Genomic DNA, 26,024 nt, shown 5'->3' on the forward strand with positions numbered 1-26,024 from the left:
GCTATTGGGCAGTTGACTTGTTAGCTTTCTATCTCGATATTTTGCGGAATTGAATTATTTTGCTTTCCCGAATTTTGCTGAGGTTTGACCCAAATACGATAAGCGATCATTAACAGAACAAGCCATGTGATTCCCACATAAATTGCAGGGCGTGAATCTGGGAAATAACCCATCATGACTAAAATGAATACCATAAAACCAATTGCAAACGCAGGAGCATACGGCCAACCAATAACGGGGAAATCCAATGCCTTAATTTCAGCAGTAGACAACTTACGGCGCATCGCGACTTGCGAAAGCAAGATCATGAGCCACACCCAAACGGTTGCGAAAGTTGCAATTGAGGCAATGATCATGAATACATTTTCAGGAATCAGGTAGTTCAGCACTACACCAATTAATAGCACGCCAGCCATAACCACTACAGTCATCCATGGCACACCATTACGTGATAATTTCTGGAAAACTCGAGGCGCTTGACCACGGTTTGCCATGCCATAAAGCATACGACCAGCACCAAATACATCACTATTAATCGCTGAAACAGCAGCAGTAATCACGACAATATTTAAAATTGTAGCTGCTGATTGAATGCCCAAATTCTCAAAAATCTGTACAAATGGACTACCTTGGCTACCAATTTGATTCCATGGGAAAATCGACATCAGTACAAAAATGGTCAACACATAGAAAAGTAAAATACGTACTGGAACTGCATTAATTGCTTTAGGTAAGGTGGTTTTCGGATCTTGTGATTCACCAGCTGTAATACCAATAATTTCGATACCACCGAAAGCAAATACAACCACAGATAAACATGCAACTAAGCCTGCAATCCCATGTGGCATAAAGCCATCATAAATCCATAAGTTTTGAATCCCTGGTACCACACTGCTATGGTCAGCATGGAAGCCGTAGAACATTAAGCCTATTCCACCTAAAATCATGGCAACAATGGCGCTCACCTTGACAATAGACAGCCAAAACTCGAGTTCACCAAAGACTTTAACGTGAATGAGGTTAATTGCACCCAAGAACATAATCAGGGATAAAATCCAGATCCACCGTGGTACATCGGGATACCAGAACCCCATGTAAATACCAAAAGCAGTGACATCAGCCAACGCCACAATGATCATCTCAAAAACATAAGTCCAGCCTGTCGTAAAGCCAGCCAATGGACCAATGTACTGTGAAGCATAGTGGCTAAATGAACCAGAGACAGGGTTTTGGACAGCCATTTCACCCAATGCGCGCATAACGATATAAATTGCAATCCCTGCAACGATATACGCAAGTAATACTGAAGGCCCTGCCATTTTAATGGCAGTTGCCGAACCATAGAAAAGCCCAGTTCCAATTGCTGAGCCCAATGCCAAGAAACGAATATGGCGGGTGTTTAAACCCCGCTGTAGTGTGGAGTTTTGTGACATTATAATCTCCAATCCTTGAGGATATTTAGTTAGATTCGGCCACTCCATGTGACCGTTTTATCAATCACACTTCAGATAAACTAGGGAGTAGTTTTGGAATAATTAACTCGTTTAAGCAGCCGCTTGAGAGTAATTCACTTGCTTGCTCAATATCAGGAGCAAAGAAACGGTCTTCACTGTAGTAAGGCACTTGAGCGCGCAAGATTTTACGAGCTTGTTCAAGTTTAGGCGAGCTTTTTAGGCCTTCACGGAAGTCTAGACCCTGACAAGCGCCTAACCATTCAACAGCTAAAATGCCACGGACGTTGTCAGCCATATACCAAAGACGTTTACCCGCATTCGGAGCCATTGATACATGGTCTTCTTGGTTAGCTGAAGTTGGCAAGCTATCCACACTTGCTGGATGTGCAAGCGCTTTGTTGTCACTTGCAAGAGCAGCAGCGGTAACTTGAGCAATCATAAAGCCTGAGTTAACACCACCATTTGCCACCAAGAACGGTGGAAGTTGTGACATGTGACGGTCCATCATCATTGAAATACGACGTTCAGACAGTGAACCAATTTCTGCAATTGCCAATGCTAAATTATCGGCCGCCATTGCTACAGGTTCTGCATGGAAGTTACCACCAGAAATCACATCACCTTGTTCAGCAAAAACAAGCGGGTTATCAGATACAGCATTTGCTTCAATTTCTAATACTTCAGCAGCCTGACGGATTTGGGTTAAACATGCACCCATCACCTGTGGTTGGCAACGTAAAGAGTATGGGTCTTGAACTTTGCTACAGTCTTCGTGTGAATGCGCAATTTCACTTGAGTCTGTTAATAGATCACGATAAGCCGCAGCCACATCAATTTGGCCACGTTGACCACGTACTTCGTGAATACGAGCATCGAATGGTGCACGTGAACCCAGCATTGCTTCAACGCTTAAGCCACCACAAACTGTTGCAGCTGCAAATAAATCTTCCGCTTCAAATAAGCCGCGTAAAGCATAAGCGGTCGAAACTTGTGTACCATTTAAAAGTGCTAAACCTTCTTTAGCTGCTAAAGAAATCGGTTCTAAACCTGCAACTTTTAAAGCTTCAACTGCTGGTAACCATTCACCTTTATAACGCGCCTTACCTTCACCAAGTAACACTAAAGACATATGTGCAAGTGGTGCCAAGTCACCTGAAGCGCCTACTGAACCTTTTAGTGGAATGTGTGGGTAAACTTCGGCATTAATTAAGGCCAACAAAGCATCAATCACTTTACGACGAATACCAGAGAAACCACGCGCCAAGCTATTTGCTTTCAATAGAATGATTAAACGAACCATTGCATCATCAAGTGCTTCACCAACACCTGCGGCATGTGAAAGAACTAATGAACGTTGTAACTTTTCTAAATCTTCAGGAGCAATTTTGGTTGAAGCAAGTAAGCCAAAGCCTGTATTAATGCCGTAAGCTGTACGTCCTTCATTTACAATTTTCTCAACGCAAGCCACGCTTGCATTAATTGCAGATGAAGCACTTTCATCTAATTTAACTTTGATCGGGTTGAGGTACGCTTGACGTAAATCGGCTAAGGTTAGTTTTCCCGGTTGGATTAATAATTCCATGTTGGCTTCCTAATTTTTTGCACTATATTCTGCTGAGACGGTGCTTTTCACAATTGCAAAAAGCACCGCCAGTTCTTCCGTGTATTTTTTATTGCGTGATCATTGGCAAGTGTAGGCCTTGCTCTTTCGCACAGTTAATCGCAATTTCATAACCTGCATCGGCATGACGCATAACACCTGTTGCAGGGTCATTGGTCAGTACGCGAGCAATACGTGCAGCAGCTTCATCTGTACCATCACACACAATCACAACGCCTGAGTGTTGAGAGAAGCCCATACCTACACCACCACCGTGATGTAAAGACACCCACGTTGCGCCGCCTGCTGTATTGAGCAACGCGTTTAATAAAGGCCAATCTGATACTGCGTCTGATCCGTCTTGCATTGCTTCGGTTTCACGGTTTGGACTCGCAACCGAACCTGAGTCTAAATGGTCACGGCCAATCACAACTGGAGCTGATAATTCACCGCTACGAACCATTTCGTTAAATGCCAAACCAAGTTTTGCACGTAAGCCTAGACCAACCCAGCAAATACGCGCTGGTAAACCTTGGAAGCTAATACGTTCACGTGCCATGTCTAACCAGTGATGTAAATGTTCATCATCAGGAATTAACTCTTTAACTTTGGCATCTGTTTTATAAATGTCTTCTGGGTCGCCAGAAAGCGCAGCCCAACGGAATGGACCAATACCACGGCAGAACAATGGACGGATGTATGCAGGTACGAAGCCAGGGAAATCAAAAGCGTTTGCTACGCCTTCATCTTTCGCCATTTGACGGATGTTATTGCCATAGTCAAATGTTGGGACACCCATTTTTTGGAAATCAAGCATCGCTTGTACGTGTTTTGCCATCGACTGTTTTGCAGCTTTTACAACAGCTTCTGGTTCGGTTTTCGCGCGTGCACGGTATTCATCCCAAGTCCAACCTACTGGTAAGTAGCCATTAAGGGGATCGTGCGCACTTGTTTGGTCAGTCACCATGTCTGGACGTACACCACGACGTACAAGCTCAGGTAAAATTTCAGCAGCGTTACCATGAAGCGCAATTGAAATTGCTTTACCTTCTTTTGTATAGCGGTCAATACGCGCTAAAGCGTCATCTAAATCAGTCGCTTGTTCATCTACATAACGCGTACGTAAACGGAAATCGATACTTGCTTGTTGGCATTCAATGTTTAAAGAACACGCACCTGCAAGTGTTGCAGCTAAAGGCTGAGCACCACCCATACCGCCTAAACCAGCAGTAAGAACCCAACGGCCTTTTAAGTCACCGTTGTAGTGTTGGCGACCTGCCTCAACGAAAGTTTCGTAAGTACCTTGTACAATACCTTGGCTACCAATGTAGATCCACGAACCTGCTGTCATTTGACCATACATCGCCAAAGCTTTTGCGTCTAACTCGTTGAAGTGTTCCCAGTTTGCCCAGTGCGGTACAAGGTTTGAGTTTGCAATTAAAACGCGTGGAGCATCTTTATGAGTTTTAAATACGCCTACTGGCTTACCTGATTGAACTAATAACGTTTCATCAGTTTCAAGATTTTTTAAAGTATCTACAATTTTGTCGAAACATTCCCAGTTTCGTGCTGCACGTCCAATACCGCCGTATACAACTAACTCTTTCGGGTTTTCTGCAACGTCCGGATCAAGGTTATTCATCAACATACGTAATGGAGCTTCAGTTAACCAACTTTTAGCCGTCAATTCAGTGCCGCGTGGCGCACGAATTTCTACATCACGAAATTTTGTTGTCATTGTTGTCACAGGCGGACTCCTTCCTTTGAGCTTACATCAGCAGAACATCACTTGTTTCTGCATTTGTATAGTAATGTATTAACTTGTATATACATCCATATACTACACAAATATTTTTTGGCGTGAAGAGGGTGACTCATATTTTTTTGAAAAAATTGAATAAGCTAATGAATTAAATTACTTTATTTTTGTGTCTAGCATAAAAAAAGCACATATCTTTTCACTAGACATGTGCTCTCAAAGAAGCAAATCACTTAAGTTTTAACGTTGAATTAGCTCAATAACGTAACAACCGTTTGGCTGATTTTGCGTAAAATGAACCGATGTTACCCCACTATTTTTTTCAATTTTTAAAGTCTCAGTAGCAGCAATCTGAAAGGAATGATCATCAACATTTACTTCCGTTTCAGCGCCCTGATTAAAAATAAAAATCAGGTCTGCCGAGCTAATAAATGTCTGCTCCGCCGCATCATTCAACCACTGAAAACGGGCATGGAACTTTGCAGAATCATAAATTAAATTTAAATCTCGAATTGCACCGTCAACCAGTTCACTTTGGACATGACTTTCACCATGAAATGCAAAAATATCACCTTGGTTCAGCTTTTTGGCAGGAAGATCATCGACATGCAACACCATGCCCTGTCCATCAAGTACGCTAATAATGCGCTGCTTACTGGGAAATAGTGAAAATGGTCCGGAAGTGGTCACATCTGCCATCGAAATACGCCAATCGAAATCACCCCCACCTTGGCTTCTGGCAATTTCCAAAGTAAAACCCGCACCATTTTTCCAAAGCATTTTTGTATATTGATCGGCCCTGATCAATTCAATCATGGGTTAAATTTCCCTTCGAGATAATAGCGACTACCCGGGTAGATCAAACGCGCACTTGAAATGAGTTGTTTATTTGACCATGTACGGCGGCGAATGAGTAAGCATGGTTCAGCTTTAGTAATCTTCAACCACTTGCACTCTTGAGGAGATGCTAAAACGGCCTCAACAATGTGTTCACCTTCTGTCACGGGTGCTTTTGCCATGAGGTAAGCATTTGGAGTAATGGTTTTAAAATCTTGTTCTAAATAATTTGGAATAAGCGCTGCATCAACCAGACGATCTTCGACCTGAACAGGTACATCATTTTCATAATGCACAATAATCGAGTGAAATAATCTTTGGCCTTCGCGAGTCTGCATTAACACGCTTTGCTCTGCATTTGCATAAATTTGTTCTAAGACTAAAACTTCAGCGTGATGCTTATGGTTTCGTGCAATAATCTCATCGGCAATATTATTAATCTGAAAAAGTGCAGTTCGGCCTTGCCCTTCAGCAACGAAAGAACCAACGCCTTGAATTCGAACAAGTAAGCCTTCTGTTGTTAACTCACGTAGCGCACGGTTTACCGTCATACGGCTACAGCCGAGTTGATTAACGAGTTCACTTTCCGAAGGAATTTTTTTATTTACAGCCCACGAACCTTCATAAATCTTTTGTGAAATCAGCTGTTTGACGCGCTGATATAAAGGAACTGGACTATCAGCTTCAATCGAAAGCTCAGTATGTTCTTGTTTTGATGTTCTGGGCATAACTAATTACTCAAAAAGGCAGCAGGCAAAAAGGTATTTTAGTTGACATGCTATGTATATACAACCACATACAACATGTTAATTTATGAATTAAATAGATTTCAAAAAGTTTAAAAAATAAACATATCTCAATAAGAGCTAATTTAAAGTTTTATGTAGAGAAATTCAAATATATTAGTATTTTATCAATATTTATTTAATAGTTATTTCTGCTAAGTCTATGCTCAATTCAAGGATATAAAAAGTATCGTCTTTTCTAATTTACGAAATGATGCTTAAAACTTTTATTTAAAATAACTGATCGATAGTATTCTTCTGCCACACAGTATATTAATAAAACTGGAAGCACATCGAATGCGTAATTATAAAATAGATATTCTTCGAGGAATCTCTATCCTTTTGGTTCTTTTACATCATTTTAATATTCCCTATAAACTCAAAGATACATGGTTAGGTTTTGATTTCTTAGGTGAAGCATTTAGCACAGTCATCGCAAGAAATGGAAATTATGGCGTCACCATGTTTTTTGTGATTTCGGGTTTTTTAATTACCCATCACACTTTAAAAAGAGATAAACAATTTTCCGCAATTAACCTCAAGCATTTTTATATCCGACGGGCAGCGCGTATTTTACCGTGTCTGATATTACTCATTTTAGGTGTAAGCATACTTGGTTCATTTGACTTAAAACCCTTTATGAACCAAGCACCCAATGGCATTGAAGTCTCTTATCCACTAACAATATTTGCAGCTTTAACCTTCTGGATGAATATCCTGATTATTAAATTCGGTTGGGTAAACTACGCTTTGGGCGTGTTGTGGTCACTCTCTGTAGAAGAAGTTTTTTACTTTATTTTCCCATTATTGTGCCTACTCACACGTAGTAATAAGGTCTTTATTGCTTTACTTGTTGGCGTAATTTTATATGGCCCTTATTTTAGATCTCTGCATTTTGGAGAAGAAAGCGGCGCTTATTTATATCATTATTTTTCAAGTTTTGACGGCATAGCAATTGGCTGTTTAACGGCGATTTTTTCTCATAAATACCAGCCAAATTGGCACTATAAAAAACCTTTTTCTTGGTTGCTTATTTTGGGTATGGCCGCTCTATATTTATATGCGCCAATTAAAGAAGTGAGTACATGGGGTATTAGCTTATTTGCTTTTGCTACAGGCTTACTGATTTTGTGTTTTCAACATCCCGCTGGAACGCAAGCGTATAACTTATTTACAAAAATTATGGTTTGGTTGGGGCAAAGAAGTTATGAGACTTATCTGTTCCATCTGGTAGTACTAGGCCTTATGAAAGTTGCCTTTGTTCCGGCTCAGACCGACTCTAGCATCAAAATTATGCTTTTAATTAGCTATCTGATTCTAACTTTCATCATTAGCGCAGCAATTGAAAAATACTATTCCACACCGCTTAACAGCTACATTCGAAAGCTTTTCATTAAAGACAAATCATAAAAATAAGCCCCTTTAAAATAGGGGCTTATTTAATCAAGCAATCAACATGGTTTCATCATCTTGCTTAAAAGGGTTAGACCAGCTCTGCCAAACTTGTGGCCCTAAAGCCATTTCTTCATCGCTTAACAAGCAACGATCTAAGCGCTGTATTAACGCGTGCTCATCCATTTGCATACCAATTAAAACCAGTTCCTGACGCGCATCACCTGTGCGGACATCCCAATTTTTCTTAATTTGTTCAATGCTGGCTAGGTCACTCGGCCAATCTTCTTCTGCAACGGCCGCCCACCAATAACCAGCTAAGCCATGTCGAGCCATTGCACCCGCTTGTGACCATGAATAAGCCAATGTTGGTTCGGCAGCCAACCAGAAAAAGCCTTTGGAACGCACGACTCCCGGCCACTCAGCCTGTACCAAATCATAAAAACGCTTTGGATGAAAAGGTCGACGCGCGCGGTAAACAAAGCTACTGATTCCATACTCTTCAGTCTCTGGCGTATGCTCGCCGCGTAACTCTTTTAACCAGCCTGGTGCTTGCGCAGCTTCATCAAAATCAAATAACTGCGTATTTAAAATTTTATCTAAAGCGATGTTTCCAAATTGTGCAATTTCAATTCGGGCACGCGGGTTTAATGTTTTTAAAATGGCGATGAGTTGGTCTTGCTGAGCCTGATCAATCAGGTCAATTTTATTCAGCACAATCACATCACAAAACTCAATCTGGTCGATAAGGAGGTCAACCACAGTTCTCTCATCTTGTTCGCCTAATGACTCGCCGCGTTGTTGCAGGGAGTCAACTGAACTGTAATCTTTAAGAAAGTTAAAAGCATCGACTACCGTGACCATGGTGTCGAGTCGAGCGAACTCATTGAGTGAGTTTCCATCTTCATCTTCAAAGGTAAAGGTTTCTGCCACAGGTAAAGGTTCTGAAATGCCAGTTGACTCAATGACTAACTGGTCAAAGCGTCCTTCATCAGCTAAACGTCTTACCTCAACCAGTAAATCTTCTCGTAGCGTACAACAGATACAGCCATTACTCATTTCAACCAGCTTTTCATCTGTTCTTGAAAGCTCCGCCCCACCTTCGCGTACTAATGCCGCATCAATATTCACCTCAGACATATCATTGACAATCACGGCAATACGGCGGCCTTCACGATTATTTAAAATATGGTTGAGTAATGTGGTCTTTCCTGCACCTAAAAAGCCCGATAAAACAGTGACAGGAAGCTTAGCAAATGAGTTGGCGATTGCAGTGCGCATGGCTTGATCTCTTTGAATAATATTTAAACTGATCATGGCTGGCCATTTAATATGACCAGATCACAGGCGTAATCTATTTCTAAACCACAATAATGTTATGTTATAACATAACTATGGATCAAGTTTTTATTCTAGTTTTATTTAAGCCAATTTACTTAGTCGTTGAAAAAATTGCTTTTATAATCCCTGACAAATTGAGGTTTTGTAGTGATGGTCAGGCCCCCATGCACGGAATCCTTGGCTATCAATATGAATTTGTCCTGAAGCATAAACACCCAGTCCCATATTAAGCGCTTGACCTTTTGTCGCCCAGAACTGACAAAGTTTGGTTTTAGTTTGCTGAATATTGAATTGGTCTAAATCACTCGGCTGTTCTGGGCCAATTCGAAAATCAAGCGCTGCATTAAAGACATGTCGAGAAGCATCAGCACCACCAGCACAGCGGTTTAGAGATAACGCTCGGTAGACCGAAGTCACTTCAAAATCATTAATTACACCATCCTCAACTAACGCTTTTAAAATACTAAGTGTCGGAACGATATTGGACCAAATCTCGCGTGGAGGTACTGTATAAGGCTCAACTCCACATTTCTGCCAATCTCGAGCTGAGCGTAATAACTCATGGTCTGGCACTAAATCGGCAAATGCCTTTTGCTTAAGAAATTGCTTGTAAGCTTGCACAGACTGTCGATGGTCTGCTGTTGCTAACCACGCAACATACGCCTCGGGTTGAGGCTTTATTCTGACCACTGTTTTTGTAGGTTGAGGTAAAGATGTTTGGGTGTGTTGAGGAATTGTTGGCTTGGGAGTTGGAGTGCTACATGCTGTGAGAGTTAATAAAATTAAACCTAAATAACGCTTCATAAATATGCTCTATCTTCACCAAAAATGGGAAAATTGCTCATCATTAAATTAATGAAATGTTATATTATAACAATAGTAAAATCCTTTAATTTCTGTTGCTAAATTTTAAAAATAAAAAGGACGCCTGTCAGACGTCCTTTTTAGATACAACTCAATAAATTATTAAATATCTGCTTCTAAGGCAGGTACAGACTGCTCAGCTTTTAATTTTCGGCGTTTAAATTGGTACGCCACCATTAAACATAAGATCCAACCAGGAATCATCATGACTGCAACACGCATATCTGGTGTTAAAGACATCACGATCAAAATGCCAAGCATAAATAATATGCATAAATAGTTGCTAAACGGATACATAAAGCTTGGGAACTTCGTTGTTTGTCCTTGGCGCTGCATATATTTGCGGAATTTTAAATGCGTCCATGAAATTACAACCCAGTTAATTACAATCGCTGCAACCACCAGCATCATGAGCAAACCAAATGCTTTTTCAGGGAAAATATAGTTTAACAGTACACATAAAATAGTGACTGCCGCAGAAAGGATTACTGCATTGGTTGGAATACCGCGTTTATTAATACGTGCAAATACTTTTGGTGCATTTCCTTGTTGCGCAAGGCCCAATAGCATACGGCTACTGCAATAACTTGTGCCGTTATAAACTGAAACCGCAGCTGTCAAAATGACAAAGTTCAATAATGTTGCAATGCCTTGGCTATCTAAAGAAGCAAAGACCATCACAAAAGGGCTTCCGCCTTGTGCCATTTGGTTCCATGGGAATAGCGAGAATAAAACAAAAAGCGTCGCAATATAGAAAATCAAAATACGGTAAATAATTTGATTCACAGCTTTAGGTAAAGTTTTATCAGGGTCACGTGCTTCAGCTGCAGTAATACCGAAAAGCTCAATACCACCGAAAGCAAAAATAATGACTGCCATTGCCATTACTAAGCCTTCAACACCAAATGGGAAGAAACCACCAAGTGCCCAAAGGTTCGAAATGCTTGCCTGCGGACCTGCCGTGCCTGTTGCAAGTAAATATGAACCAAAACCAATCATTGCAAGAATCGCCAAGATTTTGACAATAGAAAACCAAAATTCCATTTCGCCAAAAAACTTAACATGTAGCAAATTAATGCCATTAATTAAGACAAAGAAGGTTAAAGCAGATGCCCACGTTGGGATTTGCGGCCACCAATATTGAATATAAAGACCAATTGCACTTAGTTCTGCCATACAGACGAGCACATTGAGTACCCAATAGTTCCATCCTGACATGAACCCTGCAAATGGTCCCCAATATTTGTAGGCAAAATGACTAAAAGATCCACTGACTGGCTCTTCAACCACCATTTCGCCAAGCTGACGCATCATTAAAAAAGCAATAAATCCTGCAATGGCATAACCGAGGATAACCGATGGACCTGCTAATTTAATCGATTGTGATATACCAAGAAAAAGCCCTGTGCCAATCGCCCCACCCAATGCAATAAGCTGGATGTGCCGATTACTCAAACCATGTTTCAGGTTTCCTTGCTCTTGTGCTGACATATGATTATTCTCATCCGTGTCACGTAATTTTTTTCCAATAAATTACGTATATCATAAATTGATCAGATTTTCATAGAGATTCATGAAAAAAATAATTGCGTGACTTTTCTCATAAGCGCGAATGAAAACAGAAAATACAAGAAATGACAATTATTATGAAATGTGTAATTAAATTATGTATTGCGTAATTTGATGAATTCAGTATTATAGAGACATGAAGTAATTGGTTGTGCTCGGTCTATATCAAACTCATAAGACAAAAGATGATCTAAGCAAAGGTTAAAACTTATTGAGTAGCTCAGTCCTAGACCGAACTTTTATTTGTATAAGACCCGAGATAAAGACAAGGAAGCGAAAATGGAACAAAAACTAAACTCTTTTATTGAAGTTTCACCTCAATCAGATTTCACTATTCATAATTTGCCTTACGGTGTTTTTAGCAGAGCTAACGAAAGTGAGCGTCAAGTTGGTGTAGCTATTGGTGATTGGGTGATTGATCTCGCTGCTCTTGAAAAGCACGGTCTTTTAAAACTTTCAGAACAAGACACATATTTTAACCAGCCAACACTCAATAAATTTATCGAGTCTGGCAAAGCCAACTGGTCAAAAGTTCGTAAGACACTACAGTCTCTTCTCTCGGTTGAAAATTTAACGCTTCAAGAAAATGAAGCATTGCGTCAGGAAGTTTTGGTTAAGCAAGACAGTGTTACGTTGCATTTACCACTTCAAGTACCTGGTTATACCGATTTCTATTCTTCTAAGGAACATGCCACCAATGTAGGCTGTATGTTCCGCGATCCTAAAAATGCCTTACTTCCAAACTGGACTGAATTGCCTGTTGGTTACAATGGCCGTGCTAGCTCTGTGGTAGTCAGTGGCACTCAAGTCGTGCGTCCATCTGGACAAATTAAACTTCCAAATGAAGAGCGTCCAGTTTTCTCAGCTACGCGTAAACTCGACTTTGAACTTGAAACAGCATTTGTTATTGGTAAACCAACCGAGCTTGGCCAACCAATCTCAATTGAAAATGCGTGGGATCATATTTTTGGAATGGTATTACTTAATGACTGGTCAGCACGCGATATCCAGCAATGGGAATATGTGCCTCTAGGTCCTTTCAATTCAAAATCATTTGCTAGTGCCATCTCACCTTGGGTAGTCACACTTGAAGCACTTGAGCCATTTAAAGTGGAAGGCCCAAAACAAGAGCCTAAACCTTTAACGTATTTACAAGAAAATATCGCGAATAGTTACGACATTAATTTGAGTGTTGAAATTCAAAGCCCGAAATCGGCTCAAGCTGATGTGATCTGCAAAACCAATTTTAAATATATGTATTGGTCTATGGCTCAACAGCTTACTCACCACACCATTGGCGGCTGTAATGTTCAGGTTGGCGATTTAATGGGTTCAGGTACCATTTCAGGTTCTACACCAGATTCGTATGGTAGCTTGCTTGAGCTTACATGGAACACCACCAAGCCTTTAACACTTGCCAATGGCGAAACTCGTGGTTTCTTGCAAGACGGCGATACCCTGATCATGAAAGGTCATTGTGAGAAAAATGGTATTCGCATTGGCTTCGGTGAAGTTCGAAATACAGTCCTTCCTGCATTAAATTTCGATTTTGCAGAAACTTCGGAGCCTGACTATGAAGCTGTATAGTTACTTTCGTAGCTCTGCAGCCTACAGAGTACGGATTGGTCTAAACATTAAAGGATTAGCTTATGAGACTGTTCCAGTTCATCTGGTAAAAAACGAACAGCAAAGCGAAGACTATTTAAAGTTAAACCGTAGTGCTCTGGTCCCGACTTTAATTGACAGCGATTTAACCTTGTCTCAATCGTTAAGTATTTTGGAATATCTGGATGAGCAATATCCAGAAACCAAATTACTTCCAAGAGATGTGCAAGACAGAGCAAAAGTTCGCGCTTTTGCTCAAGCAATCGCCTGTGATATTCACCCATTAAACAACTTACGCGTACTGAAATACTTAAAAAATGACTTAAATGTTTCAGATGAGCAGAAAAATTATTGGTATCAACACTGGATTATTGAAGGCTTTCAAAATCTCGAACAGCTACTTCAAGATTCAAATGAACAATTTTGCTTTGGACAACAAGCAACCATTGCAGATTGCTGTCTGATTCCACAGGTCTACAACGCGAAACGCTTCAAGATTGATTTATCTGCGTTTCCAAAAATTGAATCGATTTATCACCATTGTTTGTCTATCCCAGCCTTTTATAACGCGGCGCCAGAACAACAACCAGATTGGGAATAGTAAAAAGGAGTTTTAATATGACATTTGCCATTAAAAAAATACATCACGTTGCATATCGTTGTAAGGATGCGAAAGAAACTGTTGAGTGGTATAAAAAAATGCTCAATATGGATTTCATTTTAGCTTTTGCTGAAGACCATGTGCCGTCAACTAAAGCCTTTGACCCATATATGCATTTATTCTTAGATGCTGGTCAAGGTAACGTTTTGGCATTTTTTGAATTGCCAACTCAACCAGAAATGGGCCGAGACGAAAATACGCCTCAATGGGTACAACATATTGCTTTTGAAGTTGAAGACTTAAATGCGTTGATGGCTGCCAAGCAACATTTAGAAGAAAATGGTGTGAAAGTCTTAGGTGTAACTAACCATGGCATTTTCCACTCAATTTACTTCTTCGATCCAAATGGTCATCGTTTAGAACTGACTTATAACGATGCGCATGCTGAAGAAAAAATTGCAAAAATTACTGAAGAAATGAAAGCTGAAATGCTAGAGGAATGGAGCAAAACCAAACGTGCTCCACACCACACCCATTTCTTGCATGAAGAAGAGTTAGGAACCTAATTTTAAAAGAGCGAACTAAAAATCGGCATTGATTAGAATTGTTTTAATAGCAGTTCTATATCAATGCCGATTTATATTATTTAAAACTGCTAAATTTCTAGAAAATTGCGCTATAAATAAGAGCATAGTGATTTTAGAAAGTTGTTGGTTATTAAACATGTCAATTTCGCTAATAGAAAAAGGTGATTTCTATTTTTCACTAGGCTCAGGCATGATGTAAAACGCGCCAATTTCAATTTATGTTTTGATCGTCACTGTTTAACAGCTGAAGTAAATTTATTAAGGGTATTTAAATGATTGAAGAAAAAGTATCTGGGGGGGTTCAATCACTTGAAGTCGGTTTATCTGTACTAAACGCCCTTTTAGAGCACAATCAACCTATTATTCTCAAAGATCTGTCTAGCAAGCTAGAAATGCATCCTGCCAAGGTCCACCGCTATCTGGTCAGCCTTATTCGTATGGAATATGCAAAACAGCTTGATGATGGACAATATGCTTTAGGTGATCAGGCATGGCGCTTAGGTCTCAACTGTGTTCAACATAGCGACACACTACAGCTGGTACAGCATTTAATTTACGACCTACAAAACAAAATTGGTTGCGGTATACAAATTAGTAAATGGTCACCAAAAGGCCCTGTCGTGGTTCAGTCGATTGAATCAAACCATCCTATTTCGATTGTTACTAAAGTCGGCTCGATTATGCCTTTAGTTAATTCTGCTGCGGGACGACTATTTGCTTCTTATCTTCCAGAACATTTTGTTCGTCCATTAATGGAAGCAGAATGGCAAAAGCATCAAGAGCTTGGTCTAAACATCGCACCACAAAACTGGCAAGCATTTACAGAGCTTAAAGACACTATTCGCCAGCAACAAATGTCGGCAGCGAAAGGCGATTTATTGACAGGAATTAATGCGGTAGGTTTACCTGTGTTTAATTCAAACCAAAGCATCGAGTTTTGTATTGTCGCACTGGATAGCGAAATGTTTTTACCAGTCGACCCTCACAGTAAAACGATTGAAATCTTGAAAAATGAAGTGAATCTCATCAATCAATATATTAAAAGTCGCTAATCAATAGCCATAAAAAAAAACCAAGAGATCAAACTCTTGGTTTTTTTAGATCAGGAATAAAGCTCAGCTTATTTATTTAGTTTCTAAAACGCCGCGACGAATCTGGTCACGTTCAATCGACTCAAATAACGCCTTGAAGTTACCTTCTCCAAAGCCATCATCATCTTTACGTTGAATAAATTCAAAGAAAACTGGACCAATCATGTTTTCAGAGAAAATTTGCAATAAAAGCTTTTTCTGACCGTCTTTAGTATTACCATCAAGCAAAATACCGCGCTGTTTTAATTCATCAGTCGGTTCACCATGCTCAGGTAAACGATCTTCTAGCATTTCATAATACGTATTTGGCGGCGGTGTCATGAATTTCAGACCAAGGCCTTTTAACTTATCCCAAGTCGAGATTAAGTCATCACAAATAAACGCGATATGCTGAATACCTTCGCCATTAAAGTCAGATAGGAACTCTGCAATTTGGCCGTTTCCTTTGTCAGAATCTTCGTTTAACGGAATACGGATCTTACCGTCTGGTGCTGTTAATGCTTTAGACGTTAAACCTGTATATTCACCTTTAATATCAAAGTAGCGAATTTCTTGGAAGTTAAAGATTTTTTCATAGAAGTTTGCCCAATACTCCATACGGCCTTTGTAGACGTTATGGGTTAGGTGGTCAATCTCATTTAAGCCTGCCCCTACTGGACGTTTCTCGGCATCATCAAAGAAAACAAAGTCATTTTCATAAATATCACGGTCAACTAAAAAGATTGGCATACCACCAATACCTTTAATTGCCGGAATGTTGAGCTCCATTGGCCCAACTTTTGAATACATTGGTTCAGCACCAAGCTCTACTGCTTTTTGGAAAGCTTTTGCTGCATCACGTGTTTTAAAACCCATCGCACAAGCAGATGGACCATGTTCATTAAAGAAGAATGAAGCATAAGATTCTGGCTGATAATTCAGGATAATATTGATATTTCCTTGACGCCATAAGTACGCTTCTTTCGATTTATGCTTGGCTACTTTTGAAAAGCCGATTGTTTCAAAAACTGGATCTAATTCATTTTCTTTTGAAACAAACTCAATAAATGCAAAACCGCATAATTCTAATGGGTTCTCTAAAATATCCATCTAGTTTCCCTCTGGTGATTACCTGTTCCGTTTATCTCTATTGCTGATGAACTCAGCTCCTTTCTCTATAGAATACGTTGCTATTGGGTGAGTATTTGAACCGTCAAATTGGCTTAACCCAACGCATCCTATGAGAAAAAAACGAGTCATTAAAACGAAGATATGATGAGCGTAGAGCTTTTAATGATTAATTTCCGTTCCATGTGGTGTTTGTTTTCCATACACACTGTCCTTTGTTATCTAAAAGTACGATTGAGATTTTTCAATAAACCTTTAAAAATCGTCTTTTCCTAAAAATCATTTATAGATTTATGGAGACCAACATCCTTGTTGGATCTCCAATGGCCATTTACCTTGAATTAGATGCTACTAAAAACAATTAAATTATGCAATACATAACTTAATTATGAATTGCATAATTTTAGTAATCTTTTAGTTTGCCTGTTTTTAAAATCAATTGTCATATTCGATATTCTGTTTATGATTCTTTATCTTCAAAAATCTCTCTTGCTTTGAGTTTGGAAAACTATGCTTTTAGTCAGCGCATGTTTAATTGGTGAACCTGTTCGATATGATGGTAAATCCTGTCCAAATACCCGACTTAAGCAGCTATTAATCAATAAAAAAGCCCAAGCATTATGCCCAGAGCTATTAGGTGGTTTTACCACTCCCCGTTTACCCGCAGAAATTGTGGGCGGAACAGGTCAAGATGTGCTTGATGGCAAAGCAAGAATTACTGATTCATCTGGTTTAGATGTGACAGAGTTATATTTAAAAGGTGCTTACCGCACCCTAGAAGTTGCACAGCAAATAAAAGCGACTTGTGTGGTTTTAAAAGAGAATAGCCCATCTTGTGGTAGCCAAAAAATTTATAACGGTACTTTTCAAGGTGAGAAAATTACGGGAGTTGGAATCACCACAGCGCTTTTGCAGCGCCACGGCTTTGAAGTAATTTCTGAAAATGAGATTGAAGATTGGTTAGTAGAACATCCTCTTTAAGAGTGTGTTGATCTACCTAATCAAAAACCTCTTAATTGTTTTCTAAAATGGAAACAGATGGCACTCATTAGACAAGCCACTAAATAACTTATGGCAGCCATCCACCAGAAACCATAAATTCCCATCGCAGAAATCGAGATATCTTGCCAATGCAGTCCTTTATAGGCCATCCACCAACCACCGCCTAATCCGAAACATAACACCACGACCAAGAAAATCAGCATTGGTAAAATCGACACATCCCAACAACGCAGCAAAGAGGTCAATAACGTCATTAAGCCATCTAGAAAGTGAGACATACAGACAATCAACAGCAGTGATGCAGCCAAAATCTGAACAGCCAAATCATCTGAATAAAAGGTGACAATTAAGTCCCTCTCCAGCCATAAACACAGGGATAGACTGCCGCTTACTGCCATAATCACCCATATACTTTGTCTGGCAATTTTGTTTGCTTCTTCCATGTTCCCGCTGCCCATAGATCGTGACACCAAAATGCTATAAGCCGAGGCAATTGACGAAGGAAAAATAAACATGAAGCCGCCAGTACTCGCGACAATTTGATGTGCCGCTGACACCACACTCCCAAAAGGCAAAATCAGAATAGCAACCGAACAAAATGCAACAACGTCCATCAACGCCATGATCGCAGTCGGTATACCTATTTTTAAAATCATCCGCAGACTTTCTCGGCTATCTTCAACTGACCGTTCGGGATGCTCAATAAAGATGTATCTTTTCTCCAGAAAAAACAGGTAGTAAACAGCCAACATAAACCACCGTACAATGAGAGTGGCTAATAAAGCCCCTATGGCACCGAGTGGCGGAATTGAAAATGAAGCAACGCCATAAATCAAAAGATAGGACAAAATAATTTTAAGAATGAAGAAAATACTATCTGATAGTAAAACCTTATGCGCATTTTCAGTGACCTGAGACAAAGCTGTAAATAAGCGCATCAGTAAATGGGCAGGTAAAATAAATACCAAAGCCCAAATACAGTTTTTAGTAATTGACACAACATGTTCAGATGCTCCAAACAATTTTGGTAAATCACGGAACAAGTAAAGCAAGCCAATACTCAGCAATGCCGAACATAACATCAGCCAGATGCCTTGAATAAAAATTTGACGAATGCGTGGTATGTCATGGGAACCATAAGCTTCTGAAAGCTTGAGCATCACGCCTTGCAGAATCCCCATACCAATGACATAAACCACTGTATATAAAGATAAGGTCACCGATAATGCTGCTACATGATCGTTACTAAAATGCCCTACATAAGCAATATCAATCAATCCACTTAAAACTAGAATTAAATTGCTTGAGAGCATGGGAATAAATAATTTAAAAATCTGATTCATCAAGGAAATGCCTTATTTTTCTTTACGATTTATACTCATATTCACGTTATTTTTAGTGCATCAATTCAAAGCAAAAGACATACCAGTTCTAGCTTTAGCTCCCCTAAAATATGCTTTAAATAAAAAGGCCAAACTATTCGTTTGGCCTTCTTTCCTAATGAATGTTGTTTATACAGTTATTCTTGTTTGTGTTTACTTGCCCAATAAGTCGCAAGCGCAGGCCCAGAAATATTATGCCAAAGACTGAAAATTGCGCTTGGTACAGCTGTAATCGGAGAAGCAGCAAAATGGACTGCCGCAAGTGCAACACCTAAGCCTGAGTTTTGCATCCCCACCTCAATAGCAATCGCTTTACTGTCCGCATAAGGTAATTTAAAGAAACGCGCTGCGGTAAAACCTAATAAATATCCAAGCCCATTATGTAAAATCACCACAGCCAAAATAAGCAAACCCGACTGTAAAATTGCTGCTTTGCTTCCACCAATAATCGCGGCCACAATCGCTACAATTGCAATGACCGAAACTAAAGGCATGACTTGAATATAAGATTCGATCTGACGTTTAAGCCATGTTCTTAAAATCAAACCAATCACAATAGGCAGTAGCACCACCTGCAAAATCGAAATAAACATCGAAGCTGCATCAATCTTTAGCCATTGGCTGGCAAGCAGATAGAAAATCGCAGGGGTTAATACAGGTGCCAAAAGTGTTGATACCGATGTACAGGCTACCGATAACGCCACATTGCCTTTGGCCATATAGGTAATCACATTTGAAGCCGTTCCCCCTGGGCAACAACCCACCAAAATGACCCCAACCGCAATTTCAGGCGGTAAATTAAATAGTTTACATAAAACATATGCCAAGCCAGGCATTACGACAAACTGCGCTATCACCCCAATCAATACCGCTTTAGGGCTTTGTAATACCCCTTTAAAGTCATCGACGGTCATGGTCATTCCCATACCAAGCATAATAATGCCCAAAATCCATGGAATGTACGCTTTGAGCCAGACAAAAAATTCAGGCTGCCATAGCGCTAGCGCTGCAAAAACAATCACCCATAGGGCAAAAGTTTTTTGAATAAATTGGGTAAAGCGTAGGAATGCAGCCATACTTTCTATCCCTAAAAATTAAAATATGAAAGTTAAAAACTAGAGCAATATACTTAGTGCTTACTCAACAGATCAGTCGACTGAATACGGACAACACCTTGTCGCTGCATGGTTTGCCACGCGTGTTCTAACGAACCATTCAGATCAATCCCTTTACAAGCATCTTCAACCACTAAAGTTTTAAAACCTTGCTTAACTGCATCTAAAGCAGTCCATGCTACACAAAAGTCCGTGGCAATTCCGACCACATAAACCGTATCAATGCCACGCTCTTTTAGGTAACTGGTTAAACCGGTCATGGTGGCGTGATCTGCTTCCATAAAAGCCGAGTAGCTATCAATATGAGCATGAAAGCCTTTTCGGATAATCAGTTGAGCTGTCGGAATATTTAAATCAGGATGAAACTCGGCATCTTGAGTACCTTGTACACAATGCTTAGGCCAAAGCACCTGTGGTCCATAGTCGAGTTCAATGGTTTCAAATGGCTGCTTACCCAAATGATTGGCTGCAAAAGAGATATGATTATCCGGGTGCCAGTCCTGAGTCAGGACGACATTTTCAAAACAACCAGCAAGTTGGTTAATCGTTGGAATAATTATATCGGCATCGGCGACTGCTAAATTTCCACCCGGTGTAAAACCATTTTGTACATCAACTACGATTAAAACCGCATTTTGTGGTTGTTTATTCATTTTCATGTCATCTTCAATCCCAACTGGGAAATTGCATTCTATCTTGCCACAAAAAAAGCCCATATTAAGTAAGGCTCAGTCGAATCAAGCCGTATTGTTATGTTTACTGGGTATTCTTAGCGCGCAATAATGAAAACATCCTATCTTTTCCTCAAGTTTACATCGCGATTATCCGTTAGGCGTATTGTTCTTATGCGTCTGATCAGTCATAATTTGCATAATTGTCATTCAACAATCTGTTATTGTTAGAACTGGACAATCAAAATACTGCAACCATCCCACATTTTGTTTTTCTTACCTCAGATTCGGATGGATAAATAGGATATTTTTAAAAATGACTCAGCAAGCACAGACCATTCAAGGCTCAATCGTCGCAATCGTCACACCCATGTTGAAAGACGGCGGTGTAGATTGGAAGGGTCTTGAGAAGCTGGTTGAGTGGCACATAGAACAAGGTACAAACAGTATTGTAGCCGTCGGTACAACCGGCGAAGCCTCAACATTGAGCATGGAAGAGCACACACAGGTTATTAAAGAAATTATTCGTGTAGCCAATAAACGTATTCCAATTATTGCCGGTACTGGTGCAAACTCAACCCGTGAAGCAATCGAATTAACTAAAGCTGCTAAAGACCTCGGTGCTGACGCAGCTTTACTTGTAACACCATATTATAACAAGCCAACCCAAGAAGGCCTTTACCAACACTATAAAGCGATTGCTGAAGCTGTTGAATTACCGCTTATTCTCTATAACGTACCTGGTCGTACTGGCGTAGACCTTTCAAACGACACAGCTGTACGCTTAGCAGAGATCTCGAATATTGTTGGCATTAAAGATGCAACAGGTGACGTACCTCGTGGTAAAGCTTTAATTGAGGCATTAAACGGCAAGATGGCTGTGTACTCAGGTGATGATGAGACAGCATGGGAACTTATGCTTCTTGGCGCTGACGGTAACATCTCGGTTACTGCAAATGTTGCACCTAAAGCAATGAGTGAAGTATGTGCTGTCGCAATTGCCAAAGATGAACAACAAGCGAAGACGCTTAACAATAAGATTGCAAATTTACACAATATTCTATTTTGCGAATCAAACCCAATTCCTGTGAAATGGGCACTACATGAGATGGGACTGATTGATACTGGTATTCGTTTACCACTCACTCCTCTCGCTGAGCAATATCGCGAACCTCTCCGCAATGCCCTAAAAGATGCGGGAATTATTTAATAAGAGCAATTTATGATGCAATTACGTCTTGGTTTAGTCCTTGCAGTTTCAGCCTTAAGTTTAGCTGGTTGTGGTCGCTTCGCAATTAATAATCACTCTTTAGATTATAAAAATGCCAAGCAACTTGCCCCGCTTGAATATCCTGCCGATGCAACTGTACGACCAGCGACACCTTTGTATCCTGCACCAACTGTAGAACAGCGCGCTATCGATAACGCACCGAAGTTTGAAAACAAGCGTGGCAACCGTTATGCCTTGCCACGCCCTGAACAAACCCAAGGTAATGCGACACTAGATGCCTCTGCTCAAACGACGACTGCGCTTGGACGTCCTCAGCTTGTGACTGACGGTAATAAAAACCCGTTGTTAAAAGTTGATGGAAATACAGCCGAGATCTGGCAATACACCAAAGCAACTTTAAGTACTTTAAATTTCAACATCATCGCTCAAGGCAGTAATCAAGCGACGATTAAAGTAAATGACAATACTTATGTGCTTAAACTTACTGGTGTAGGTTCTAGTCATACTCTTGCTCTATTTAATGTAGATAACACTTTTGCAAGCCCAGATGTGGCTGCTGAAGTGCTAAACCAGATTTACCAAAATTGGCCAGCCTAGTCGTTTACTAGGCATTTTTTTTAAAAAGGTTCCCTCATGTTTAAACAAACCTTGCTCTATACTGGTAAAGCAAAATCTGTATATGAAACAGACAATGCCGACCATCTGATTTTAGTCTTTCGTGATGATGCCTCTGCGTTCAACGGCGAAAAAATCGAACAACTAGATCGTAAAGGCAAGGTGAACAACCGTTTTAACGCCTTCATCATGGAAAAACTTGCTGCTGCGGGTATTGAAACGCATTTTGAAAAATTGCTTTCTCCAACTGAAGTGCTTGTTAAAAAACTTCAAATGATTCCAGTTGAATGTGTAATTCGTAACTACGCAGCTGGTTCTCTATGCCGTCGCTTAGGTGTAGAAGAAGGTAAAGAGTTAACTCCTCCTACATTTGAATTGTTCTATAAAGATGACGGTCTAGGCGACCCAATGGTTAACGAATCTCAAGCGATTGCTTTAGGTTGGGCAACTGCTGAACAGTTAGAACAAATGAAAGTTTTAACTTATAAAGTAAACGATGTATTAAAAGCATTATTTGCTGAAGGCAACATGATTTTGGTGGACTTCAAGCTTGAATTCGGTGTTTTCCATGACCGCATCGTGCTTGGTGATGAGTTCTCTCCAGACGGCTGCCGTTTATGGGATAAAGACTCTAAGAAGAAACTCGACAAAGATCGTTTCCGTCAAGGTTTAGGCGGTGTTGTTGAAGCTTATGAAGAAGTTGCTGCTCGTTTAGGCGTAGATTTATCTGACATCTAATCAGTAAAACTTCATAAAAAAACCGGGCCAAAGCCCGGTTTTTTTATATTCAGCGCCATGCGCCCCAAACAATGTAGACAGATTTGTCTATTTCAATAAATTAACACTTGCATAAGCTTAATTTAAAACACTAAAATCTAAAAAAACACAAAGCACTTCACAATAATTAAATTTAAAAACTCGGATGAACCTATGGAATTATCTAAGCTTGAAAAGAGATTAATGAATCATCCAATCCATTTTGGTGAAAATCCTTTGGTCTTATTAAAAAACTTTAGCACTTCTGCCTTAAAACAAGGATGGAGCGAAGCTGAAGTAGAAACCGTCATTTCTGAAGCTTCTCAAGGTGACTATATGGCACTTATCCGTACTTTAAGAGCTTATACTTTTCTTTGATTTTGTGATTGATGATCCAGCCATTGTGCATTCAATTTATAAAAAGACACATAAAGCTGTTATGAATAGACTAGATTTATCCTGAACACTGCCTTAACAATAAATAAAACAATAAATATAAGATATTTATTCAGTAAGGAGTAAACCTGATGGACCATGAAATAGAGGAAAAGAAAGTCGAGAAAACTTTAAGCTGGCGTGAAAAAATGGCAGTCGAAGAACATGAGAAACTGTCACCTCGTCTGGTTTATGAAATTATCCGCCGTGATGGTGCCGAAGAGCTTGATCGTCCAACAACTGCACTCATCTTTTCAGGGATTGCCGCGGGTTTGGTCATCAGTTTTTCATTTGTATTTAAAGCGATTATTGCTGCTTATCTCCCAGCTGATGCAGTCTGGACCGATTTAATCACTAATGTTGGTTATACCATTGGGTTCTTGATCGCTATTTTGAGTCACATGCAACTCTTTACCGAAAATACCATCACCACAGTTGTGCCTTTATTTAATCCCTTTACTTTCGATAAATTACGAGCAGTGGGCCGCTTATGGGGCATTGTGATTCTATGCAACATCATTGGAACAGCTTTGGCGAGTTTATTTTTCCTAACTACTCACCTGTTTACGCCAGATATTGATAAAGCACTAGATGAACTCGCACATCATGTGGGCTCCTTTTCTGCAACCCAGAATCTGCTCAAAGGCATTATGTCAGGGCTGTTAATTGCTGCATTGGTCTGGATGTTGCCTTCGGTCAGTAATAAGTTTCTACTCATCTTTTTTATGACGTATTTGATAGGACTGGGTGACTTTACCCATGTAGTGGTTGGTTCCACAGAAATGTCCTATCTAGTCTGGCAAGGAGAAGCTTCTATTAGCAAGTATCTGTTTACTTTCCTCATCCCAACCACTATCGGCAATATTATTGGCGGTACAGGCGTGTTCACTCTACTGATTTATGGTCAGGTCACTGAAGAGCTGGAATAGCATAAAGCAGGAACTATTGTTCCTGCTGCCATCTGCGTTGCTGTAAGCGCTCACCTTCAACCTCACGCTTATTTCTCGCAGACTCATAAAGTTTGGTTCCCTTCAACTCAGGCGGCAAATAGTCTTGCAGCACAAAGTGCTCTGGGTAGTCATGAGGATAGAGATAATTAATTCCATAGCCTTGCTGTTTCATAAGCTTGGTCGGCGCATTTCTCAAATGCAAAGGCACAGGTAAATTTGCCGTTTTTTCAGCAAGTTCAAGTGCCTTATTAATCGCTAAATAGGTACTATTACTTTTTGCACTCGTTGCTAAGTAAACTGCTGTTTGACCTAGAATAATTCGGGCCTCAGGCATACCTACCGCTTGTACAGAGCGGAAACACTCACCTGCGAGCAATAGCGCATTGGGGTTGGAGTTTCCGATGTCTTCTGAGGCTGCAATCAGCATACGTCTTGCAATAAAAACAGGATCTTCTCCGCCTTTAAGCATACGTGCCATCCAATATAGCGTTGCATCTGGATCACTACCACGAATTGATTTAATAAAGGCAGAAACAAGGTCGTAATGCTGCTCGCCCGATTTGTCATAACGCGCAATATTTTGCTGAGCGACTTTCACTACTACCGCATTGGTAATCGTGTTTTCAACTTCTGGTTCAAAAGTACTTGCGATCAAGTCCAGTAAATTAAGCGCTTTACGTGCATCACCTGCTGCGAATTGAATCAGCGCATCATATTCTTCAATATGGATATAACGGTCTTTTAAGAATTTATCGCTTTGAAGTGCATTGTTGAGTAGTGTCTGAATTGCCTCACTGTCTAAACTATTTAAGGTATAGACCTGACAACGTGATAAAAGCGCACTATTGACTTCAAAAGATGGATTTTCAGTGGTCGCACCAATTAAAGTAATTTTGCCTTTTTCAACAGCACCCAATAAAGCATCTTGCTGTGATTTATTAAAACGATGAATTTCATCAATAAAAACTACAGGCGTCAGTAAATCACCACTTTCTGCAATCACTTCACGTAATTCTTTTACGCCCGTATTCAGCGCAGACAAGCTCACAAATGGACGGTCTATCGCTTGTGCCAAAAGTAAAGCAATCGTTGTTTTACCAACGCCTGGTGGTCCCCAAAAAATAATAGAGGGCAAATGTCCCTGATCAATCATTTGACGTAAGGGCGCATGTTCACCTAATAAATGGTCTTGCCCAATAATTTCAGACAAGTCTCTTGGGCGCAGGCGTTCGGGAAGTGGAATATGGGTGTCTGACATCTCAAATGGCTTTATCG

At 40.1% G+C, this 26,024-nt stretch carries 24 protein-coding genes; 11 read left to right on the top strand and 13 right to left on the bottom strand.

The window, feature by feature from the left end; translation table 11 throughout:
• Nucleotides 1-20: 20 nt before the first annotated feature.
• From MKL33_RS16650 to hutC, 5 genes are all read right to left on the bottom strand, one after another.
• The gene (locus MKL33_RS16650) at nucleotides 21-1,433 is read right to left on the bottom strand and encodes an amino acid permease (RefSeq protein ID WP_005804358.1); all 1,413 of its coding nucleotides are present in this window, start codon (nucleotides 1,431-1,433) and stop codon (nucleotides 21-23) included.
• 64 nt (nucleotides 1,434-1,497) lie between these two features.
• Nucleotides 1,498-3,036 carry a histidine ammonia-lyase gene (hutH, locus tag MKL33_RS16655; protein ID WP_000421598.1) on the bottom strand — a complete coding sequence of 513 codons (1,539 nt, stop codon included), beginning with the start codon at nucleotides 3,034-3,036 and terminating at the stop codon, nucleotides 1,498-1,500.
• 88 nt (nucleotides 3,037-3,124) lie between these two features.
• Nucleotides 3,125-4,792, bottom strand: a complete 1,668-nt coding sequence (hutU, locus tag MKL33_RS16660; protein WP_080947673.1) for a urocanate hydratase — start codon at nucleotides 4,790-4,792, stop codon at nucleotides 3,125-3,127.
• Nucleotides 4,793-5,053: 261 nt separating this feature from the next.
• On the bottom strand, nucleotides 5,054-5,629 hold the full coding sequence (locus tag MKL33_RS16665; protein WP_270907371.1) for a HutD/Ves family protein: 576 nt from the start codon (nucleotides 5,627-5,629) through the stop codon (nucleotides 5,054-5,056).
• Nucleotides 5,626-6,378, bottom strand: coding sequence for a histidine utilization repressor (gene hutC / locus MKL33_RS16670; RefSeq protein WP_057069139.1), 753 nt, complete (start codon nucleotides 6,376-6,378; stop codon nucleotides 5,626-5,628). Before hutC ends, MKL33_RS16665 begins: the two co-directional genes overlap by 4 nt.
• A 354-nt stretch (nucleotides 6,379-6,732) precedes the next feature.
• On the opposite strand from hutC, the gene MKL33_RS16675 reads away from it, so the two are divergent.
• Nucleotides 6,733-7,845, top strand: coding sequence for an acyltransferase family protein (locus tag MKL33_RS16675; RefSeq protein ID WP_270907372.1), 1,113 nt, complete (start codon nucleotides 6,733-6,735; stop codon nucleotides 7,843-7,845).
• Between the two features lie 33 nt (nucleotides 7,846-7,878).
• Here the strand turns inward: MKL33_RS16675 and zigA are convergent, their stop codons facing one another.
• The 3 genes from zigA to MKL33_RS16690 all read right to left on the bottom strand — a co-directional run bounded on the left by zigA (nucleotide 7,879) and on the right by MKL33_RS16690 (nucleotide 11,523).
• On the bottom strand, nucleotides 7,879-9,144 hold the full coding sequence (zigA, locus tag MKL33_RS16680) for a zinc metallochaperone GTPase ZigA (RefSeq protein WP_270907373.1): 1,266 nt from the start codon (nucleotides 9,142-9,144) through the stop codon (nucleotides 7,879-7,881).
• Between the two features lie 141 nt (nucleotides 9,145-9,285).
• The gene (gene zrlA, locus MKL33_RS16685) at nucleotides 9,286-9,972 is read right to left on the bottom strand and encodes a D-Ala-D-Ala carboxypeptidase ZrlA (RefSeq protein ID WP_270907374.1); all 687 of its coding nucleotides are present in this window, start codon (nucleotides 9,970-9,972) and stop codon (nucleotides 9,286-9,288) included.
• 162 nt (nucleotides 9,973-10,134) lie between these two features.
• Nucleotides 10,135-11,523 carry an amino acid permease gene (locus MKL33_RS16690; protein ID WP_262442000.1) on the bottom strand — a complete coding sequence of 463 codons (1,389 nt, stop codon included), beginning with the start codon at nucleotides 11,521-11,523 and terminating at the stop codon, nucleotides 10,135-10,137.
• 357 nt (nucleotides 11,524-11,880) lie between these two features.
• Here MKL33_RS16690 and fahA point away from each other — a divergent pair, with 357 nt between their 5' ends.
• The 4 genes from fahA (at nucleotide 11,881) to MKL33_RS16710 (ending at nucleotide 15,446) form a co-directional block, all read left to right on the top strand.
• Nucleotides 11,881-13,188, top strand: a complete 1,308-nt coding sequence (fahA, locus tag MKL33_RS16695; protein WP_061874158.1) for a fumarylacetoacetase — start codon at nucleotides 11,881-11,883, stop codon at nucleotides 13,186-13,188.
• The gene (gene maiA / locus MKL33_RS16700) at nucleotides 13,175-13,807 is read left to right on the top strand and encodes a maleylacetoacetate isomerase (RefSeq protein ID WP_270907375.1); all 633 of its coding nucleotides are present in this window, start codon (nucleotides 13,175-13,177) and stop codon (nucleotides 13,805-13,807) included. Before fahA ends, maiA begins: the two co-directional genes overlap by 14 nt.
• Nucleotides 13,808-13,824: 17 nt before the next feature.
• Nucleotides 13,825-14,373 (top strand): VOC family protein, encoded by a 549-nt coding sequence (locus MKL33_RS16705; RefSeq protein WP_005066622.1) that lies wholly within the window; start codon nucleotides 13,825-13,827, stop codon nucleotides 14,371-14,373.
• Nucleotides 14,374-14,666: 293 nt separating this feature from the next.
• On the top strand, nucleotides 14,667-15,446 hold the full coding sequence (locus MKL33_RS16710; RefSeq protein ID WP_005066619.1) for an IclR family transcriptional regulator: 780 nt from the start codon (nucleotides 14,667-14,669) through the stop codon (nucleotides 15,444-15,446).
• Nucleotides 15,447-15,518: 72 nt separating this feature from the next.
• Here MKL33_RS16710 and hppD read toward each other — a convergent pair whose 3' ends face one another.
• Complete coding sequence (gene hppD / locus MKL33_RS16715) at nucleotides 15,519-16,574, bottom strand: 4-hydroxyphenylpyruvate dioxygenase (protein WP_002119157.1); 1,056 nt, start codon at nucleotides 16,572-16,574, stop codon at nucleotides 15,519-15,521.
• Nucleotides 16,575-17,102: 528 nt separating this feature from the next.
• Between hppD and MKL33_RS16720 the strand changes: the two genes are divergently transcribed.
• The gene (locus MKL33_RS16720; RefSeq protein ID WP_068929670.1) at nucleotides 17,103-17,573 is read left to right on the top strand and encodes a DUF523 domain-containing protein; all 471 of its coding nucleotides are present in this window, start codon (nucleotides 17,103-17,105) and stop codon (nucleotides 17,571-17,573) included.
• A gap of 20 nt (nucleotides 17,574-17,593) precedes the next feature.
• Here MKL33_RS16720 and MKL33_RS16725 read toward each other — a convergent pair whose 3' ends face one another.
• The 3 genes from MKL33_RS16725 to pncA all read right to left on the bottom strand — a co-directional run bounded on the left by MKL33_RS16725 (nucleotide 17,594) and on the right by pncA (nucleotide 20,750).
• The gene (locus MKL33_RS16725; RefSeq protein WP_270907376.1) at nucleotides 17,594-18,937 is read right to left on the bottom strand and encodes an MATE family efflux transporter; all 1,344 of its coding nucleotides are present in this window, start codon (nucleotides 18,935-18,937) and stop codon (nucleotides 17,594-17,596) included.
• A 176-nt stretch (nucleotides 18,938-19,113) separates the two neighbouring features.
• Entirely contained in the window at nucleotides 19,114-20,052 is a 939-nt protein-coding gene (locus tag MKL33_RS16730) for a bile acid:sodium symporter family protein (protein WP_270907377.1), read from the bottom strand.
• A 53-nt stretch (nucleotides 20,053-20,105) separates the two neighbouring features.
• Nucleotides 20,106-20,750: a bifunctional nicotinamidase/pyrazinamidase gene (gene pncA, locus MKL33_RS16735; protein WP_141314603.1), complete on the bottom strand. Its 645-nt coding sequence runs from the start codon at nucleotides 20,748-20,750 to the stop codon at nucleotides 20,106-20,108.
• Between the two features lie 328 nt (nucleotides 20,751-21,078).
• Between pncA and dapA the strand changes: the two genes are divergently transcribed.
• The 5 genes from dapA (at nucleotide 21,079) to MKL33_RS16760 (ending at nucleotide 24,728) form a co-directional block, all read left to right on the top strand.
• On the top strand, nucleotides 21,079-21,972 hold the full coding sequence (dapA, locus tag MKL33_RS16740) for a 4-hydroxy-tetrahydrodipicolinate synthase (protein ID WP_017386188.1): 894 nt from the start codon (nucleotides 21,079-21,081) through the stop codon (nucleotides 21,970-21,972).
• Nucleotides 21,973-21,987: 15 nt separating this feature from the next.
• Nucleotides 21,988-22,590, top strand: coding sequence for a hypothetical protein (locus tag MKL33_RS16745; protein ID WP_002119179.1), 603 nt, complete (start codon nucleotides 21,988-21,990; stop codon nucleotides 22,588-22,590).
• Between the two features lie 36 nt (nucleotides 22,591-22,626).
• Nucleotides 22,627-23,346: a phosphoribosylaminoimidazolesuccinocarboxamide synthase gene (gene purC / locus MKL33_RS16750; RefSeq protein WP_270907378.1), complete on the top strand. Its 720-nt coding sequence runs from the start codon at nucleotides 22,627-22,629 to the stop codon at nucleotides 23,344-23,346.
• Nucleotides 23,347-23,538: 192 nt separating this feature from the next.
• Nucleotides 23,539-23,742 carry a hypothetical protein gene (locus tag MKL33_RS16755; protein WP_130173141.1) on the top strand — a complete coding sequence of 68 codons (204 nt, stop codon included), beginning with the start codon at nucleotides 23,539-23,541 and terminating at the stop codon, nucleotides 23,740-23,742.
• A gap of 149 nt (nucleotides 23,743-23,891) precedes the next feature.
• A complete protein-coding gene (locus MKL33_RS16760) occupies nucleotides 23,892-24,728 on the top strand; it encodes a formate/nitrite transporter family protein (RefSeq protein ID WP_002119112.1) in 837 nt (278 codons plus the stop codon).
• A 13-nt stretch (nucleotides 24,729-24,741) separates the two neighbouring features.
• Here MKL33_RS16760 and MKL33_RS16765 read toward each other — a convergent pair whose 3' ends face one another.
• A complete protein-coding gene (locus tag MKL33_RS16765) occupies nucleotides 24,742-26,007 on the bottom strand; it encodes a replication-associated recombination protein A (protein ID WP_057069167.1) in 1,266 nt (421 codons plus the stop codon).
• Nucleotides 26,008-26,024: the final 17 nt, after the last annotated feature.

The organism is Acinetobacter sp. AOR43_HL (assembly GCF_027854635.1).
In the GTDB taxonomy this organism is placed as follows: domain Bacteria; phylum Pseudomonadota; class Gammaproteobacteria; order Pseudomonadales; family Moraxellaceae; genus Acinetobacter; species Acinetobacter pittii.